Origin of the sequence: Leptothoe sp. ISB3NOV94-8A (genome assembly GCF_043421595.1) — a bacterium.
Lineage (GTDB): Bacteria > Cyanobacteriota > Cyanobacteriia > Phormidesmidales > Phormidesmidaceae > Leptothoe > Leptothoe turfae.
Genome location: NZ_JAXSQW010000002.1, coordinates 82,465 through 99,663 on the forward strand (window position 1 = coordinate 82,465; position 17,199 = coordinate 99,663).

The 17,199-nt window shown below is 45.0% G+C and carries 18 protein-coding genes; 10 read left to right on the top strand and 8 right to left on the bottom strand.

What is annotated here, in order from left to right; genetic code table 11:
• Positions 1 to 4: 4 nt before the first annotated feature.
• Positions 5 to 550 carry an RDD family protein gene (locus tag SPB21_RS30825; protein WP_163670030.1) on the top strand — a complete coding sequence of 182 codons (546 nt, stop codon included), beginning with the start codon at positions 5 to 7 and terminating at the stop codon, positions 548 to 550.
• 36 nt (positions 551 to 586) lie between these two features.
• Here SPB21_RS30825 and SPB21_RS30830 read toward each other — a convergent pair whose 3' ends face one another.
• The 3 genes from SPB21_RS30830 to SPB21_RS30840 all read right to left on the bottom strand — a co-directional run bounded on the left by SPB21_RS30830 (position 587) and on the right by SPB21_RS30840 (position 2,877).
• Positions 587 to 919 carry a pentapeptide repeat-containing protein gene (locus tag SPB21_RS30830; protein WP_163698057.1) on the bottom strand — a complete coding sequence of 111 codons (333 nt, stop codon included), beginning with the start codon at positions 917 to 919 and terminating at the stop codon, positions 587 to 589.
• A gap of 230 nt (positions 920 to 1,149) precedes the next feature.
• On the bottom strand, positions 1,150 to 1,800 hold the full coding sequence (locus tag SPB21_RS30835) for a DUF3226 domain-containing protein (protein WP_499868906.1): 651 nt from the start codon (positions 1,798 to 1,800) through the stop codon (positions 1,150 to 1,152).
• A 3-nt stretch (positions 1,801 to 1,803) separates the two neighbouring features.
• Positions 1,804 to 2,877, bottom strand: a complete 1,074-nt coding sequence (locus tag SPB21_RS30840) for an AAA family ATPase (protein ID WP_163670026.1) — start codon at positions 2,875 to 2,877, stop codon at positions 1,804 to 1,806.
• Positions 2,878 to 3,135: 258 nt separating this feature from the next.
• On the opposite strand from SPB21_RS30840, the gene bchE reads away from it, so the two are divergent.
• Both bchE and SPB21_RS30850 read left to right on the top strand, forming a co-directional pair.
• Complete coding sequence (bchE, locus tag SPB21_RS30845) at positions 3,136 to 4,686, top strand: magnesium-protoporphyrin IX monomethyl ester anaerobic oxidative cyclase (protein ID WP_499868907.1); 1,551 nt, start codon at positions 3,136 to 3,138, stop codon at positions 4,684 to 4,686.
• Between the two features lie 476 nt (positions 4,687 to 5,162).
• On the top strand, positions 5,163 to 6,380 hold the full coding sequence (locus SPB21_RS30850) for a winged helix-turn-helix domain-containing protein (protein ID WP_499869171.1): 1,218 nt from the start codon (positions 5,163 to 5,165) through the stop codon (positions 6,378 to 6,380).
• Position 6,381: 1 nt separating this feature from the next.
• On the opposite strand, the gene mug is transcribed toward SPB21_RS30850, so the two are convergent.
• Together mug and SPB21_RS30860 are read right to left on the bottom strand one after the other, a co-directional pair.
• On the bottom strand, positions 6,382 to 6,936 hold the full coding sequence (gene mug, locus SPB21_RS30855; RefSeq protein WP_163670017.1) for a G/U mismatch-specific DNA glycosylase: 555 nt from the start codon (positions 6,934 to 6,936) through the stop codon (positions 6,382 to 6,384).
• A 79-nt stretch (positions 6,937 to 7,015) separates the two neighbouring features.
• A complete protein-coding gene (locus SPB21_RS30860; protein WP_163670015.1) occupies positions 7,016 to 7,576 on the bottom strand; it encodes a TetR/AcrR family transcriptional regulator in 561 nt (186 codons plus the stop codon).
• 73 nt (positions 7,577 to 7,649) lie between these two features.
• On the opposite strand from SPB21_RS30860, the gene SPB21_RS30865 reads away from it, so the two are divergent.
• The gene (locus tag SPB21_RS30865) at positions 7,650 to 8,081 is read left to right on the top strand and encodes an ester cyclase (RefSeq protein ID WP_499868908.1); all 432 of its coding nucleotides are present in this window, start codon (positions 7,650 to 7,652) and stop codon (positions 8,079 to 8,081) included.
• A 97-nt stretch (positions 8,082 to 8,178) separates the two neighbouring features.
• On the opposite strand, the gene SPB21_RS30870 is transcribed toward SPB21_RS30865, so the two are convergent.
• Positions 8,179 to 8,394, bottom strand: a complete 216-nt coding sequence (locus SPB21_RS30870) for a hypothetical protein (protein WP_250565712.1) — start codon at positions 8,392 to 8,394, stop codon at positions 8,179 to 8,181.
• 159 nt (positions 8,395 to 8,553) lie between these two features.
• On the opposite strand from SPB21_RS30870, the gene phnF reads away from it, so the two are divergent.
• The 5 genes from phnF (at position 8,554) to SPB21_RS30895 (ending at position 13,010) form a co-directional block, all read left to right on the top strand.
• Positions 8,554 to 9,276: a phosphonate metabolism transcriptional regulator PhnF gene (gene phnF, locus SPB21_RS30875; RefSeq protein ID WP_499868909.1), complete on the top strand. Its 723-nt coding sequence runs from the start codon at positions 8,554 to 8,556 to the stop codon at positions 9,274 to 9,276.
• 411 nt (positions 9,277 to 9,687) lie between these two features.
• Entirely contained in the window at positions 9,688 to 10,491 is an 804-nt protein-coding gene (gene phnC, locus SPB21_RS30880; protein ID WP_250565168.1) for a phosphonate ABC transporter ATP-binding protein, read from the top strand.
• A 71-nt stretch (positions 10,492 to 10,562) separates the two neighbouring features.
• Complete coding sequence (phnD, locus tag SPB21_RS30885) at positions 10,563 to 11,630, top strand: phosphonate ABC transporter substrate-binding protein (protein WP_163670010.1); 1,068 nt, start codon at positions 10,563 to 10,565, stop codon at positions 11,628 to 11,630.
• A 161-nt stretch (positions 11,631 to 11,791) separates the two neighbouring features.
• On the top strand, positions 11,792 to 12,631 hold the full coding sequence (gene phnE, locus SPB21_RS30890; protein ID WP_250565167.1) for a phosphonate ABC transporter, permease protein PhnE: 840 nt from the start codon (positions 11,792 to 11,794) through the stop codon (positions 12,629 to 12,631).
• A 22-nt stretch (positions 12,632 to 12,653) separates the two neighbouring features.
• On the top strand, positions 12,654 to 13,010 hold the full coding sequence (locus SPB21_RS30895) for a sulfite exporter TauE/SafE family protein (RefSeq protein WP_163670008.1): 357 nt from the start codon (positions 12,654 to 12,656) through the stop codon (positions 13,008 to 13,010).
• 341 nt (positions 13,011 to 13,351) lie between these two features.
• On the opposite strand, the gene SPB21_RS30900 is transcribed toward SPB21_RS30895, so the two are convergent.
• A complete protein-coding gene (locus SPB21_RS30900; RefSeq protein ID WP_499868911.1) occupies positions 13,352 to 13,873 on the bottom strand; it encodes a PTPA-CTERM sorting domain-containing protein in 522 nt (173 codons plus the stop codon).
• 931 nt (positions 13,874 to 14,804) lie between these two features.
• Positions 14,805 to 15,980 carry a hypothetical protein gene (locus tag SPB21_RS30905; RefSeq protein ID WP_499868913.1) on the bottom strand — a complete coding sequence of 392 codons (1,176 nt, stop codon included), beginning with the start codon at positions 15,978 to 15,980 and terminating at the stop codon, positions 14,805 to 14,807.
• 510 nt (positions 15,981 to 16,490) lie between these two features.
• Here SPB21_RS30905 and SPB21_RS30910 point away from each other — a divergent pair.
• Positions 16,491 to 17,147, top strand: a complete 657-nt coding sequence (locus SPB21_RS30910; RefSeq protein ID WP_163698076.1) for a sugar transferase — start codon at positions 16,491 to 16,493, stop codon at positions 17,145 to 17,147.
• Positions 17,148 to 17,199: the final 52 nt, after the last annotated feature.

A 17,199-nucleotide genomic window follows, 5' to 3' on the forward strand; every position in this document is an offset into this window, starting at 1 on the left:
CACCATGACAACCCATAACCACGATACTTCCCTTGGCATGGGTGTTTATTTCGCCCCGGATGATTATGTTGGTATGATGCGTCGCATTGCCATTTTGCTTATCGATTTGGCAGTGCTGATCATCGTATATGTGTTATTTGCCATTTTTTTGATACCAATCGTTGGTAACCGCAACGGGTCAATGGGGTTGCTCTATTTTGGTATAGTGTGGGCTTACTTAACGACTCTCAAATCATCACGCATTCGCACGGTGGGTTATCGGCTGATGGGTGCCCGGATCATTAATCTGCGTGGTGGACGCCCCTCCATGTTTCGCATGACCTTTCGTTTATTATTATGGGCATTTGGCCCGTTTAATCTGTTGTTTGATTTGTTATGGTCCAGCGTTGATGACGATCGCCAATCCTTACGTGATCGAATTGCCGGCACCTGTGTTGTTAATGCTCAAGCAGAACCCATCGGTACAGCTGAAATTCAACTCAAGTATTACTATGCATTTGGTCTGGCGTTAATGTATTCGCGAGTGATGCGTCCGCAGGATCCAGAATGATAGATGATCTGGGGCTCAAAGCTTTGGTCTTTCGCATTATGGCTGACTGCAATAGCCTTTGACTGCATCCATCAAGACAGCCCCACAAAAATTTGTACCTTTAGTGGTCACATTGTAGAGACGGGCATGGCGCAAATTTGCCCCTTGTAAATTTGCGTGGTTAAGATTGACGGAATCCAGCTGTGCCCATCTGAGATCCGCATTACTCAAATCCGCACCAGTCAAATCCGCATGCTGAATGCGTACTCCTTTTAACCGACAGCCGGAACAATTTTTAGTCGCCCTTAAGGCAACGACTCTCAGGGGTGTTTCAGCCTGAAGTACTAGAAGGATAATGGCTGTAGTGAGTAAAACTCGGAACAGCTTCATAGCTTCCTCTACAAATTGGAGACAGTGTAATCCTTACATTAGACGAGCTTCAAGGGGTAGGTCCCAAAATTTAACACTTTTACGGATAATATATGTATATGTATTCTTTTTTAGCCGCTTGCACCAGTTTTTACTGTGTTCAAAGGTTAACTATACTGAATTTTTCAGTCGCGACACACACAGATATTACCTTTTATTGAAAATGCTTTAATGTTCTGCAATAAAAACCCTTAAATCAAGCCATACAAAGTTTTGAACCAGGTTACAAACCTCTGGGCATTAGGATGATTGGGATGCAAAATGCGTTCCATAATTGCTTGATGTAGCTGTCTCCCTGGAGGATCCTGCCAAGCTAACCAGGTGTAGATATTAGCTTTATCGAGATGAGGATCTGTAAATACAGCACCTTTACCTTTAGCCTCGTTGGTTACTACCTGGGCAAACTGCCAGAGTGTTTCACTGTCTGTTGGAATCATATAAGTTAAGAAGGTTTCCAACATGCCGCGCATCCTGTTATCAGGCATTATCCAAATTCCAAACTTAATTCCACTAGAAGTAGTGTGGAGTAATCCATCTTCAGGTAAGACGTCTGGAATATCAGGAATACTGGTTAAGCTTGCATTTCTAATACTTTGCCAACGTCCTATAGGATTATCATCAGCATCAATCATAATGCCGAGCGCCGAAAGCCCAGAGGCTTGTAGCTCTGTCGAGATTACGTCTGGATCGACTAAATTTTGATAACCGTCATAATCACGAATAAAAACAACCGGTCTTGTCCGAGTTCCCCAATTCACACCATTGGCTTCGATTAGTTCTGGGATTACGAAACGATCTTGTTTTCCCTCGACAAGAAGAACGTTGGGGTAAATGTCAGCCATGCCCTATCGCACCTCAATTCCACGTTCAGCAGCGATTACAACTTGTCGTTCCGTAAATACAATACTCTTTGGCTTATCTTTCTCAATCCTCTGAATTGTAATTCCCTCTTCAATCACGTTTTCGGAATTTGCCATTGCAGCAAGACTCGTCCAACAATCACTATTGTGAGTTGTGGCAAAAACTTGCACATTAAGCCTTTTAGCTGTTTTCCATATTAATTTCCACATATCAGACATTGCACTAAAGTGGAATCCAGTATCAATTTCATCGACTAATAAAACACCATTCCTTGCATTAACAATAGCTAACGTAAGGCCAAGCATTCGCCATATTCCATCCCCCATACTACCAATCGGTATGCGTTGGTCTTCATTAGTGAGCCTGACAACAAACCCACTACGTGAATCACCAGGATATCTATACTTTTCAGAACCAACTGAAGCAATACGATTAATACTTGGCTCAATTATCTGGAGTACTTCTGTAACAAGCTCCTCCTCTGGAGTCAAAACAACCTGATCAAATAACTCAACCATTTTCTCACTGGTCAAGGAGGAAGACGTTATAAATTGGGTTCTTGATCCTAATTTCTTTAAATCTTTGCGAACACGTCTTATGTAATCTAACGGCAAACCTTCTCTAGAGGATAAGGGCAGTTTAATGCTCTCATTTTCCTGTCCCAACCACTCAATAACTAATACAAGCTCTCGTAGATCTTCAAATAGACTCATTTGGCCTGAATTTTCTACAGATACCGTGACGCCTTCTTCATTGCTATGAGTATTGCTGAGTATTGAAAACTTGCTGCCTACATCAATTTCATGATTATGGAAAAGGTGACGAACATCTAGCTCACGATTACCGCCCCGTTCATCACTAAAAATATATTCACCACGACCGATCATTACTTCTCGCAATGATTCAAGATTAGATTGAGAATAAAGAAGCTGCACAGCCTCTAAGATAGAAGTTTTACCGCTATTATTAGTGCCAACGAGCAAGTTTAATTTGCCAAGCTGCTGAAGCTCAAATCTTCGAAAACAACGAAAATTTTCAATTCTCAGTGACCTCAGCATATTTGACAGTTTGTTGAAGTTATGGTAAGCACCTTCATTATAAGGGACAACGTAGCTTCACAGTAGCGAATCTGAATAATGTCATAATGCTTTTGCACATCAAGAAGGCTAACACTAGGTTGGTGCGGCGGTGCAAGGGTTACTGATTTCGAGGCTAGGGTACTGACCGCCGCATAACTCTGCCGTTAGCTGCATCTGCTGCACTTTGCCGCCCGACCAATCGCTATGCTTTCGGGGTAGCCACAGTGCAGAGAGTTTATGCGTATTCTCATCGTGAATCCACCGCACCCCGCCATTGGCAGTCGTATTCCACGGGAGCAACTGCCCCCTCTGGGACTATTGTGTGTCGGTGGAGCATTATTGGACGCTGGTCATGACGTTACGTTGCTTGACGCTGAACTTGGCCCACTTTCTAATGATGAAATTGTTCAGCAAGTTGTTACTCACAGTCCACAGGTACTGCTTATTGGTCACTCAGGCTCAACCTCAGCCCACCCAATTGTTGTTGATCTTACTCTTCGCTTTCGGCAAGAGTTGCCCTCCCTCACGATTGTTTACGGTGGAGTCTTTCCCACATATCACTTCCACGACATACTCACCCAAGAATCTCAGATTGACGTGATTGTTCGAGGTGAGGGTGAAGCCACTGTTCCTAAGCTGATGGCGGCTATTGAAGAGGCGAACGATCTTGCTAACGTAGAAGGTATTGCCTTCCGTCGTAATAATCAGATCATTGAAACACTCCCTGCTTCTATGATCCAAGATCTTGATGCCTATCGCATCGGCTGGGAATTAGTCGACCTGAAGAACTATAGCTACTATGGCGGTAAGCAAGCTGTCGTTATACAGTTTTCCCGAGGCTGCCCACACCTATGCAACTACTGTGGACAGCGAGGCTTCTGGGCTCGTTGGCGACATCGTAACCCAAAGAAATTTGCAAAGGAAATTGCCTGGCTTCATCGAACCCATGGCGTAGAACTATTTAACTTGGCCGACGAAAACCCAACAGTAAACAAAGCCATCTGGCGTGAACTGTGTGAAGCTATTATTGCTGAAAATCTACAGATCAGTATTATCGGTTCAACCCGTGCAGACGATATTGTACGAGATGCGGATATCCTGCATTTGTACCGTCAGGCAGGCGTTGAGCGATTTCTCCTGGGTATGGAAAATACCGATGAAGTCACACTCAAGGCAATTCGTAAAGGCAGTAAAACTAGCACTGATCGTGAAGCCATTCGTCTCCTTCGACAGCATGGCATTCTTTCTCTAGCTACATGGGTGACTGATTTTGAGGAGGTTACTGACTATGACTTTATTCGTTCGCTCAAACAGCTACTCTGGTACGATCCTGACCAACTTATGTCGTTATATGTTACACCCCATCGCTGGACTGGATATTATCGAATAGCTTCTGAGAGGCGAATTATCCAACCCGATCAACGTAAGTGGGACTACAAACATCAGGTATTAGAAACTCGCTACATGCCTCCCTGGCGTATCTTTCTGTGGGTGAAATTTATTGAAATAGTTCTGCAGGCCCGCCCTAAGGCGTTATGGAGATCATTTCTGCAGCCAGATCGAGCTGCACGGCATGGCATGAATAGGTTTACCCGCATGGGGCGACGGGTTATAGTTCATGAATTTTGGAACTTTCTATTTCACGACTCTCGCATAATAAATGGACCAACATTAAGAGAATTTTGGGGTGTGCCGCAAGACCATCAAGAAATTCCACTACGCATGTCCTATCAGCCAATGAAGCATACAATGCCTATTGAGCAAGCAAGCTCTAAGGTCCGTTCTTGAACACAACTCAACTAGTCTATTGATGAACCTTTTGGGCTGAGTGCAGTGCAGGTATCCCAAATTGCAACAGGTCCCCAAACGTTGTCGCTCATAGCATCCAGTTGAGTTTTAATAACGATTGGTCAAATCTCATCAGTTCCAACAAATCTCGGCGGTCGCTTGTCGCAATATCCCGATCGCCCGTAGCGTTAACGACAAGTGCACTCGGTGGGGGGCGGGGTCTGCCACCTAGCCAAGGTTATGTTTTGTCAACGGTTGGTCATTGGCCAAGGCCCCATTCAATATCGGTGGATCGCTCAGGGTGAATAGCGTTGAGGGATCGGTAGAAGTCGGAAGTTCCAGTTGAAATCATGGCAGCCCCCGCCAGAGGTTTTGCCCCCGAACATGGCGTTGATGCTGTCTGAGCGAAAATATCGGCTAAGCTTGAAAGGTGCTTCACAGCCGCACAACTCTGCCGTTATGCGGCAAGTATGGCCATGATTGAAATTAAACATCCACAAGAGCAGGCGCGTTTACGCCGCCTTGCCCTGGCTGCCCAAGGGTTGTTGCAGGCTCAGCCCTATGGACGTGGTTTGGCAGGGGCACGTAAAGCCATTAACCACCTCGGTTATGTACAGATCGACACCATATCGGTGGTAGAACGAGCACACCATCATGTTTTCCACTCTAGGGTGCCTAAGTTTAAGCCCGCCATGACCAATCAACTGTTGCTCAATGGAGATATTTTTGAGTATTGGGCACATGCGGCAGCTTTTCTCCCCATCGCCGATTTTCGCTTCTCCTTACCCTACAAACACGCCATTAAAAGCGGCCAAACCCATTGGTATAGAAACCGTGATACAAAGCTCATGGGTGAACTGTTGGCCCGCATACGTTCAGATGGCCCGCTACGCTCCCGAGATATAGAAACTAACACCAAAAAACGTGCAGGTTGGTGGGACTGGAAGCCTGCTAAAAAAGCACTCGAACAGTTGTATATGGAAGGCGACCTCATGGTCAGCGATCGCAAAGGTTTCCAGAAAACCTATGACCTGACCGAGCGGGTGCTGCCATCTCACGTAAATTCACAAATGCCCAGCATGGAAGAATTTGCGACGCATATTGTCGATCAACAGTTGCGCTGCCATGGGTTGGTTTCACTCAAAGGACTGACCTATCAGCGCCGCAATGCTGATCTACGCAAGGCTGTAAAAGCTTTGGTAAACACAAAGTTGGCAGAGCGCACGTTAGAACAAGTACAAGTGAGCAGTGGCGAAGTATTTTTATTAGAAACAGGTGCCTTCGAACGCCCTCTTCCCCGATTGAACAACCGCATGTTGATTCTCTCGCCATTCGACAATAGTGTCATTCAGCGAGAACGGCTCAAAGCACTGTTTCAATATGATTACCGGTTAGAATGTTATGTCCCCGCAGCCAAACGTCAGTATGGTTACTTTTGCCTGCCACTCCTTTACCGCGATGAATTTATTGGACGGATGGATTGTAAAGCCCATCGAAAAAACAGCCATTTAGAAATCAAATTACTCCATTTGGAACAACATAATTTTGATGAAGATTTAGTCATTGCTGCATTTGTAGACGCCATCATACAATTCTGTCATTTTCAACAATGTGACTCCGTGGCTTTGACTAAAGCCCACCCAAAACATCTCACTCAATCCATAACAACGGCGCTAGACGGGGTCATCCCCTAAATCAGCCATCGCTAAATTGTTTCATTTCAGCATATACCCGTGCCAGGTCATTAACCTGATAATGGGCGTTGAGACCACTCGGATTAGGCAACACCCACAGGATAGCGCCATGTAACCCATGGGCCTGCCGCCCAATGACAGCCTTAGGCTGATGAAACGCCGTGCGATAGGCTGTGATACCCAGAATAGCCAACACCTTGGGCTGATAGTGTCTGATCTTTTGCTCAAGGGTTTGCCGTCCCGCCAATAACTCTTCTTTGGAGAGTTCGTCAGCCCTAGCTGTAGCGCGTTCACCAATGTTCGTCATACCCAGTCCCAGGGATAGCAGCTCTCGATCCTCTGACGGATGAAACAGTCGAGGGGTGAACCCTGCAGCATGGAGTGTTTTCCAAAGGCGATTACCTGGACGGGCAAAATGATACCCCACTGCAGCACTGTAAATGCTGGGATTAATTCCACAAAAGAGCACATTTAGATTGGGAGCAATGATATCGGGAACAGTTTTACCGTAGGCCGCCTGAATTTCAGCTTTTGTGGGTTTTGGGAAAGAAGGCATGGAAGTAATAGTGAGTCGAACTGCCGCTACTAATAGCTTATGAGGGTAGGGTGCCGATGAACTAACGCACGAGTAATACTCATGCTTTTTTTGTAAGAATGGCATGCTGAAGTCGTATTTCAGCTAATCGTTCAGCGTGATCGCTGCGAGCCCCGATTGTAAATTCGCCCACTAGCGCGTAGTAAACCATGCGAGCACGTACCATGGCCTCAAACGGTTCAAATCCAACTTCTAAAAATAAGTCTTTTGTATACTCCAAGCGTTGTTGATCAACTTCAACAAGAACGGTAGTAATTTTGGAATCACCCGTTGCCCAAGCCCGAATAGCATTCTCTACTCGACCATCATCCTGAACAGCTAACTCAAATAGGTAAAGCAGTTTTGTTGTTGCATCGCCCCCAATCGTTTCAACCTGTTCAATGATGCGACTGGTTTGACCATTGACCCATTCCTGCAAGATAGCTTCTAAAAACACGTCTCGATTTTTGAAGTGCCAGTAAAAGCTCCCTTTTGTTACCCCCATGCACTTGGCAAGGGGTTCAACGCGGACTGCCTCCACTCCGCTTTCTGCAAGTGTCTGGAGGCCTTGATTGATCCAATCTTGGCGAGTCAACTTGGACGATTTATTTTCCTTTTCCATACGGTAGCGTATTGACGTTTTTTAGGTACGACATTAATCTATATCCATACGTTACCGTATGGAAGTAATGAGCATGACTACTTTAATTGAAAAAAATAAAGCGATCGCACTCCGCTTTGCCCAAGATGGATGGGGTATCCAATCTGATTGGCGTGGGGTATGGGATGAGTTAATGAGTGCAGATGTTGTCTATCACTTCAATAGTGCAGCGGAGCCAATTGTCGGGTTGGACGCCAATAAGGCATTTAACGAGACCCTTTTTCAAGGGTTTCCCGACATCTATCAACGTATGGGGGATATAGTCGCTGAAAATGACAAGGTTGTATACCGCACAACCATTCAGGGAACCCATACAGGCAACTTTTTAGGCATGCCCCCAACAGGTAAGTCTGTCAAAGTGAATGATTTCACTTTGCTTCAGATTGCAGATGGCAAAATTGTAGAGTGGTGGTACGAGTGCAATTTGTTAGAAGTTATGCAGCAGCTTGGTTTGGTTTCAGCTTAAGTCTAATTGGATGATGGCAAGCTGTTGCGGACCTGAACGTAACCCATACCATTGATTTGATTATCGCCAAATGAAAAACACTTTTTGGGTGGGACAGTCAGACCACCTCATTGGCCGTAATACTGCTGATGGATACAGGCATCCCAGTCAATAACACCTCACAGAGTAACCGAGATACCGTTGGCAACTCCGCTTTCAACTTATGGAGACTGGCCTGTCTGGCTTCCAGTAAGTGAGCCAGATATCCCATAGAGGTCTGGCTCACACCAAAGCGCAAACCGTCTAGAATAACGAGAATAAAGGGCATTCCCATGTCAGGCTCAACAACAAAACAGTCCGCTGTAGAACTTGACGTACTTTTCTTAAGGCAACCCTTAAGGTAGTGTGCAAAACATAACTCCCTGTTAACCCTAATACAGCTAAAAATTAGATAGGTTAAAAGCGGGTTAAACTGTGGGTAACGACAAAAGGAATGATGCGCCAAGACGCCTTGCCTCTTTATCTTCAAATTGCTGACGAACTACGCCGTAACATCGAAGAATCGGTGTTTAATGTCGGCGATCAACTACCCACAGAACTAGAACTTAGTAAGCGGTTCGGAGTCCATCGCCACACCCTACGCCGCGCCGTAGAAGTCCTCCGTCAAGAAGGATTAGTCGATGTAGAACGTGGTCGCGGCACATTTGTAGTAGCGCCTATTGCTCTACCCATTGGCAAGCGCGTGCGCTTTAACGAGGCCCTCAAGGCTCAAGCGTTAACGCCTTCCTGGCAGGTGCTTAGAATCGTTGACATGAAAGCTGATCCAAAATTAGCGAAGCATCTTGAACTGGAGCTGGGAGCCTCGGTGATCTTATACGAGCGTCTCGGTCTGATTGACAATCTACCGATCAACATCAGCAGCAGTTATTTTCCCGGTGAACGATTTCCAGAGCTAGCTGCCTACTGCGAAAACTATCGTTCTATTTCCCAGATGCTGCTCAAAGAATATAACTGTGACCACCTGCGTCGGTCCACACGCATCTCTGCGCGGGTGGCTCGCCCTCGGGATGCAAGACTCCTTAAAATGCCTGCCAATAGCCCTATTTTGTTATCAGAATCCATTAACGCTGATCAAGCTGGCGGTACCGTCATTGAGTATGGTGTGACCCGCTTCCGAGGAGATCGCATGGAACTGGTCATGGAACACGACGTGTAAAAACGCAGCGGACACATGCCAGAGATTAAGAACCTCAGCCAACATCAACCCCTTACAAAAAAAGGGATTACAGAGGATTACTAACAGCTTCTGTGCTCTTAACCCTTAACCTGACTTTATCTAAATTTTAATTTACCTTGGTTTATCTCTTAAGCTGCTAGCGATGACAATGACATTGAACATTGCTAGTTATAGATGTCTATACATGTCAATGTCTATGAATTTGGCATTGATATGTTTGGCTTAGTGGTTTAGTGGAATGAATGCCTTTGGGTCTAAGGATTTCCAAGGCTGTGTCAAACCCTTGTTAAAAGTGGCTTAGGGCGTTTTCCTAAATGGGTATCATCTGACAAATAAATAATTTAATTCGGCGGAGAGGCAATGCAATCAGTCGCAGAAATGAACTCGAATATGATATCCCCTCAGATTGCTGTGCAGGTAATGGGGGTATCAAAAGCGTTTAAGGGGAAACCTGCTTTGCAGAATGTCAACATGCGGGTGCACACGGGTGAAATGATTGCTCTCGTAGGCGCATCGGGTTCTGGTAAGTCCACATTACTGCGTAATCTCAATGGTCTACAGCAGGCGGATGCAGGGAGAGTAGAAATTTTTGGAAATATCTTACAGATAGAGGGCGAACTCCATTCCAAAGCTCGCCAGATTCGTAGCCAAATGGGATTTATCTTTCAACAGTTCAATCTAGTCAACCGGCTGACGGCTCTAGAAAATGTTCTGGTGGGAAATTTGTCTCAAGTGTCCCTATGGCGCTCCGTAAGTCACAATTTCACTAGGGTGGAGAAAGTGCGAGCGTTGTCGGCCCTAGAGCGGGTTGGTATTTTAGACCAGGCTCATAAGCGAGCATCGACGTTATCCGGTGGCCAGCAGCAGCGTGTGGCCATTGCCCGCTGCCTAATGCAGGGGGCCAAAATTATTTTGGCAGATGAGCCGATTGCGTCTTTAGACCCAGACTCAGCCCGTAAGGTTATGGAACTACTGACCAGTCTAAATAGAGAACAAGGAATCACAATAGTGACCTCGCTGCACCAGGTGCAGGTCGTGCAGCGCTATTTCGAGCGTTCTCTCGCGCTACGCCAGGGAGAGGTTTGTTTTGACGGTTATACAGTTGATCTAGATGCGGCTCGCCTCAACAGTATCTATGGATCGGCGGTTGAAGAGTTGGTAATGAGCGGCCACAGCGAGGTGTTTGCAAGCTGACAACTGCTCATTATCTGGGGTTCGCACACACACGGTTACAAAAACGGATAAGATCAAAGGAACACGGAATCATGTCTACTATTTCCTTGCGTCGATTCGCATCGTTATTTGCAGCTTCTACCATGATGGTTAGTTCTTTGGCTGCTTGTAGCGGTGCTGGTGGAGGTGTTGATACAGCAACTGATGCTGCAGAAGATGCAGCCACTTCAGTGACTGAAGGCGGCATTTGTGCAGCTGATATTAAAGAAATTGAGTTTGGTATTATCTCCACGGAGTCTGCCGACAATCTTAAGCCTCAATGGGAACCACTCTTGACTGATATGTCTGAGGCCATAGGTCGTCCTGTAAAGGGCTTCTACGCCACTGACTATGCTGGTGTAATTGAAGGCATGGGTGCGGGTAAGGTACAGGTTGCTTGGTACGGTGGTAAGTCCTACATTGAGGCGGCTGAGCGTTCCGAAGCGGAAGCATTTGTTCAGACTGTAGCGATTGATGGTTCCAAAGGTTATTACTCTCACCTGATCACTAACGTAGAGAATCCTATTGTTGGTGAAATTGATCTAGAAGCGGGTGACGGTGACAAGTATGTGGTTGAGAATGCTGCTGACCTTACGTTTGCTTTTAACGATCCCAATTCCACCTCTGGTTTCTTAGTGCCCACTTACTATGTATTTGCTCAACAGGGTGCTAATGCCGACAAAATTTTTAGCGAGCTTGTCTTTGCTGGTAGCCACGAAGCAACTGCTTTGGCTATAGCTGAGAACCAGGTGGATGTTGCCACTAACAACAACGAAAATTTGGCTCGTTTAGAAGAGACGGCTCCCGATGCCCTTGAAAAGATTCAGATTATTTGGACGTCTCCTGTCATTCCTAGCGATCCTCTTGCTTATCGTAAGGACCTGCCCGATTGTTTAAAGGATTCCATGAAGGATTTCTTTATCAACTATGACAATGCTGAAGTTCTAGAAGGTCTACAGTGGTCTGGTCTAGATTCTGCAAAGGATGAAGATTGGAACACTATTCGTGAATTGCAAATTGCTAAGGATCTGTTGGAAGTTCAAAATGATGAGAACTTGAGCGATGCTGACAAGCAGACCAAGCTTGACGAACTTAACAAGAAGCTTGAGGCGCTTAAGTAAGTTCTTCTTACCTGAGAGCTCATTGAGCTAAAACTGATAACATAGGCAGCCCCTGGGCTGCCCGTGTTTTTTAACCACGTCTCAGTCAAAACCTGTAGTGTTTTCTACAAAGAAATTGGCATTTTAGACGTGGCGGCGGTTCATTATTGACGTTTTTAAATATGGCTAAGTCGGTGGTTACGTCCCAAACTCGTGATGACGGTAATGTGTCAACTGAGGTCATGCGGGTGTTGGCTGAGGAAAAGAAGCTGGTTACCCCCCTACGGATTGTGTGGCTGTTGATTGCGATCGCAGTCTTGATCTATGCCGCCCAAAAGAGCGACATTAGCCTTATCGAACTAGCCGAAGGCACTGGCAATATGGCGGAATATATCAGCCGCTATTTCCCCCCGGACTTTACCGACTGGAAGTTTTATCTATCAGACATCCTAGAAACCATTGGCATGGGTATTTGGGGCACCCTGATGGCCGCAATTATTGCCGTGCCCTTAGCCGTTATGGCTTCTGAAAACGTTGCGCCACTGTGGATGGTCTTTATTATTCGGCGATTCCTGGACGCCATGCGCGCCATCAATGAAGTTGTTTTTGCCCTAATTTTTGTTGTCGCTGTAGGTCTGGGTCCTTTTGCAGGGGTGTTAGCTCTGTTTGTACATACCACTGGCACCCTGGGCAAATTGTTCTCAGAAGCCATTGAAGCCATTGAGCCTGGTCCAGTAGAAGGTATTCGGGCAACCGGAGCCTCCAAGCTACAGGAAATTATCTTTGGTGTGATTCCCCAAGTTATTCCCCTGTGGACCTCCTTCACCCTGTATCGCTTTGAAGCTAACGTACGCTCTGCTTCCGTATTAGGAATTGTCGGTGCAGGGGGTATTGGTGTATCACTCTATCAAAGTTTTCGAGCCTTCAAATACGGAAAAGTCTCCGCCATTTTGCTGATTCTCATCGTGGCTGTCGCTTTAATTGACACCATATCTGCTAAGATTCGTCAGCGCCTCATTTAGCAAGTTCTAGCAGGAAAGCTGTATGGCCCTGTTTCTATATCTAGGATTAGGCCTTGCGGTAGGGACCCTGAGCGGTCTCATCGGTATTGGTGGCGGTGTACTCATTACCCCTGCTCTTATTTATTGGTTTGGTTTTTCGCAACACAGTGCCCAGGGTACTACCCTCGCTTTGCTGGTGCCTCCCATTGGTTTATTGGGAGCCTGGACCTACTTTCAACAGGGATATGTGGATATTAGAGCCGCGACCCTCATCTGTCTTGGGTTTGTATTAGGTGGTTTAATTGGGGCTAAGTTTGCTGTTGATTTACCGGAACAGTTTCTACGCAGGCTGTTTGGCATCTCATTAATTTTGGTTGGTCTCCGCATGACTATTCGCTAGAGATTGGGGCCTGTGATCATTTGCTATTTTTTCGCTCAATGATTCTCTTTCGAGTCAGACTGGACACCTGTTCGACCATCAGAACGACCACAAAAATCACAATATCACCATTTAATGGTCTCGGTTTACCATAGAACTAGTTTGCAAGAAAGAACAATATCTCAGGAGAATTAGAGATATTGTTCTTTTTAATATGTTGTTAATAAGGCTTGGATCAGCCTTGAATATGCCTATTCAAGTTTCTCCCCCTTAATCTAGAGGCTAATTACAGGGGTTTGGCTACCCCTCTGCTCAAGCTGATACTCAAATACATTTATCGTATGGGTTCAACTCTAAGCTATTTAAGCTTGATTAGCCGACGTTAGATTCCGTTTACGGCAGGCTGTGACACCCATACCGATGAGACCAGGTAAGAGAGCTGGGGTCGGCACAGGAGTGGGGGGCTTACCGGGGTTTCCAGGATTACCAGGATTGCCAGGATTGCCAGGATTACCGGGATTGCCAGGGTCGCCAGGTTGCTCTATTTCTTTATCTATGACAACAGTTTTGTTGCTTCCACCAGTAGTATCTAATCCCTCTGCTACGAAGTACAGCATCATCATGAATGCCAGGATCTCTGCCCAAGAATTTGCATCTCCCTTGGATGCAGTCGATCCTCCTTGAGAGATATAGTTTGAAGAGCTACCACCGTATGCTGATTGACCGAAGCTGCCAGTTGAAGAATTGAAGGAGTTAGAAGCACTGGGCGTTGTAAAACTATTGGAGCTACCAGAACTGAGCCTAAACGCTTGGGCTGGCTCAACTGATGCAGTGAGGGAGGCTGCTAAAGCTCCCAGGATCACACAAGAAAATCTTTTGAACATAATCATCAAGCAACAAGAAGAACAACAAAACCATAAAATGAAAGACCCTCAGATGGCAGACAGTTTGAAACAAATACCCTAATTAGGGCTACACATCAAATATGTGCGATTTCTCAAGCTAGGTTGAGTTTTTACTAGATTAATGAAAATTAAACCTGATAGTCTTATCTCAACCTCTTTATTCGAAATCTTTTATAAATTTCAGAAGGATAAGAATTGAAATGTCTTGCCACCATCAAAACTTAACAGAAATCGAAAACCTCCAGCATTGTCTTAGCAAATAGACTTTTCATCTAGACAAAGTCAAGGATGAATGACCCAGAGCCTGACATAATTTAAAGTCATCTAAGGGTTATTTTCTTACTTGAAGTTCCTGCCGTCAATCGTTCCTAGAACTGTACAATAAGTCGACTTGTGTCTTCAAAGGCTACAATACCAGGCATTAAAGCTAGGTTTATTATGTATAGGTTTTATCTTTACCCTCTTTCACTACAATTCTTGATATTTACTTTTTGTCGACTTTAATTATTAGTTATCTTTGTTTTTTTGATGTACTGAATTGCCAACTAAAATCACATTCTTATCCCTAAAAAATCTGATTACTTTTAGGAAATACCAGATATCAAAACATGACTCAAAACATGATATAGACATTTTTTATTTTCATGGGGCATAAATTCTCAATACGAAAAGAACAGAGTGGTAGTTTAAAGGACGTTTTTCAAACAAATGGCAGTCCGGAACCAGGAGGCAGTGAGATTCTAGATCCTGACTCCTGATGTCAAATCCAAATTCATTAACACTGATTACATGGACCATCCTGTAGGGGCACTTAATACAAAAAAACGGAGCTTCCACATAAAGGGAAGCTCCGTTCTCGCCAATAAATGGGGTCTATAACCTCATTTATTGTTTCCTAACACATGTTTGTCTAAGTAAGCTCACTTGTGAGTTCTTGACGTTCAGCAACATACTGTTGAAGCACCTGATTGTGACCATCCAACTCACGTTGCATGACAGCATATTGTCTTAGCAGGGTAGCTAGTTCAGTACGTCGCTCAGTTAGTTTTTTGGCAATTTGATCCAGTGTCTGTTGCTCTATCACCAACATTTGCCGGTGGTGGGATATGTCCATTAGCTCTTGTAAAGGCGCTTCATAGGCAGCTTCCTGCCATAGTGGATCGGGAGACTGTAGACTTGCTACATAGGCATAATCTGCCAAGATAACTTGAGCAGTCTGACGTAGCTGACCTTCAAGTTGGTAGTAGGCTGCATAAAGCTCCCCAAGCTGAGTGTTGTCTAAGTCAGGATTGCTGAATTCAACAGCGATGTCGGTTTCTAATGCTTTAAGTTGTTGCAGTTGCTCTTGATATACGCGGTCTGTTACTAGCAGATGGCTGATATAGTTAACTTCATCTGAGTCTAAAGCCAAGATAGAGGTAACGTTAGAAAGCTTTTGCTGTAGCTGTTGAGATCGCACCGTTAACTCAGCCTGTCTATGGGAGAGATCGCTACTACGATACGCCAAGACTGTGCGATGTGTTTGCAGATTCTGCGTTGTATGCTTCGCTTGAAACATCTGCATTTCTGATCTCAGTGCACGAACTTGCTCTTGAATTTGAGGCACTTGTTGATCAATAAACTCAAGCCCCTTACAAGTACTGTCTTTGCAAGTAGTATCCCGCTCACCAGCACCAGAACTAAACGCCACACTCGATGACGCTTGTGGGCTGGCAATCGGCGGTGTAGACACGTCAGCTTCAGCGGCGGCAGACTCTGCGTCTGTTACAGTTGCTGTGTTGTCGTTTGAAGCAGAATCCTCTGGCGGATGCCAAAAACCTGTTTCCGTATGTTGCATCAGGGCTCCGGCAGAGCATACCACCGTTGCACCAATGGCTAAGGCTGTATGATATTGCCAAGGCGAAGATGGTGGAGCAGGAACCGATAAGTCATCTACCCAATAAACCTGATCAGATTTATCAGACGTAGAGATATCAGAGTCCAGATCGCCATCTTGACGTTGGTAGAGCGTTTCATCTCCTAGACAATCAGCGATTAGCTGCTGCCAGGACTTGGTGGGTTGTGGTGTGTTACAGAAAGAAGTCATACCAACGAAGACAGAAACAACATGGCTTGGCTTACAGACTTCTACAAGGTTTTAAGCAAATGTCCGGGGATTTACACAAAAAACCATGGCTATAGGAATAGTTAACGCCATCTATTCGGCAAAATTACAGTGTGATTTCGTCCTGAGCTATAAAACTCAAACTGTAAACGATGACATTCAAACTAATAACCTTGATAAATCAGCCAACAAAATCAGCATACTGTTGTTTACCTATAGAGATATGGCTGTTCAGTGTAAAAACACTGCAAACAATGTAAGCACTCCATGAAGTTAACAAAGCTTACATGAAGCAAGTGTTTTTTTCCAGATAAGAACGCCTTATCTGGAAGGTTGAAACAGCTCAAACATGAGATATAGCACGCAAGTTATTCGCTTATTAGATGCACTAAGGGTTTCTGTTGACGCTGAACATCTTGACTCAAACAGAAGCCCTTTGGATTTTGAAAGTATACCGATCTCTCCCGTTGCACCCAAATAACTTTTTGCGTTATGCGACTCTCGACATACTCCCCCACCCCACAGGTAGTTACACCTGCGACGCATCCTTCAGTGCGTAGTAAACGTAAGCGCCTTATAGATATAGTTGGTGCTTTGCTGGGTTTAACGATTACCTCTATCTTATTTTTGCCAATAGTAATAGCAATTCGCTTAGATTCCGCTGGTCCCATTTTTTATAATCAACAACGATGTGGATTAAAGGGTAGGCAGTTTAAGATTTGGAAATTCCGTTCGATGGTGACGAATGCAGATAGCATGAAGCACCTGGTCAAGAATGAAGCTGCTGGGCACATCTTCAAAAATCGGAATGATCCTAGAATCACTCGTGTAGGACAATTTTTAAGAAAAACAAGCTTGGACGAACTGCCACAGTTCTTTAATGTATTAAAAGGCGATATGAGCTTGGTCGGCACCCGTCCGCCTACCTTTGAGGAAGTCGAACAGTATTCTAGATACCATTTCCAGCGGTTGAATGTCAAACCCGGCATTACAGGTGAATGGCAAGTTTATGGACGCTCTAATGTAGAAAACTTTGACGAAATTGTGCGGATGGATCTCAATTATCAGAGAAAATGGTCAATAACTTATGATCTTCTACTAATCTTGCAAACGTTCGCTGTTGTTTTTAACAGACAGGGAGCATACTAACACTCACTATTTGAGACCACTCAATCAAGGCAAAAGTGCCCATTTCTAACTG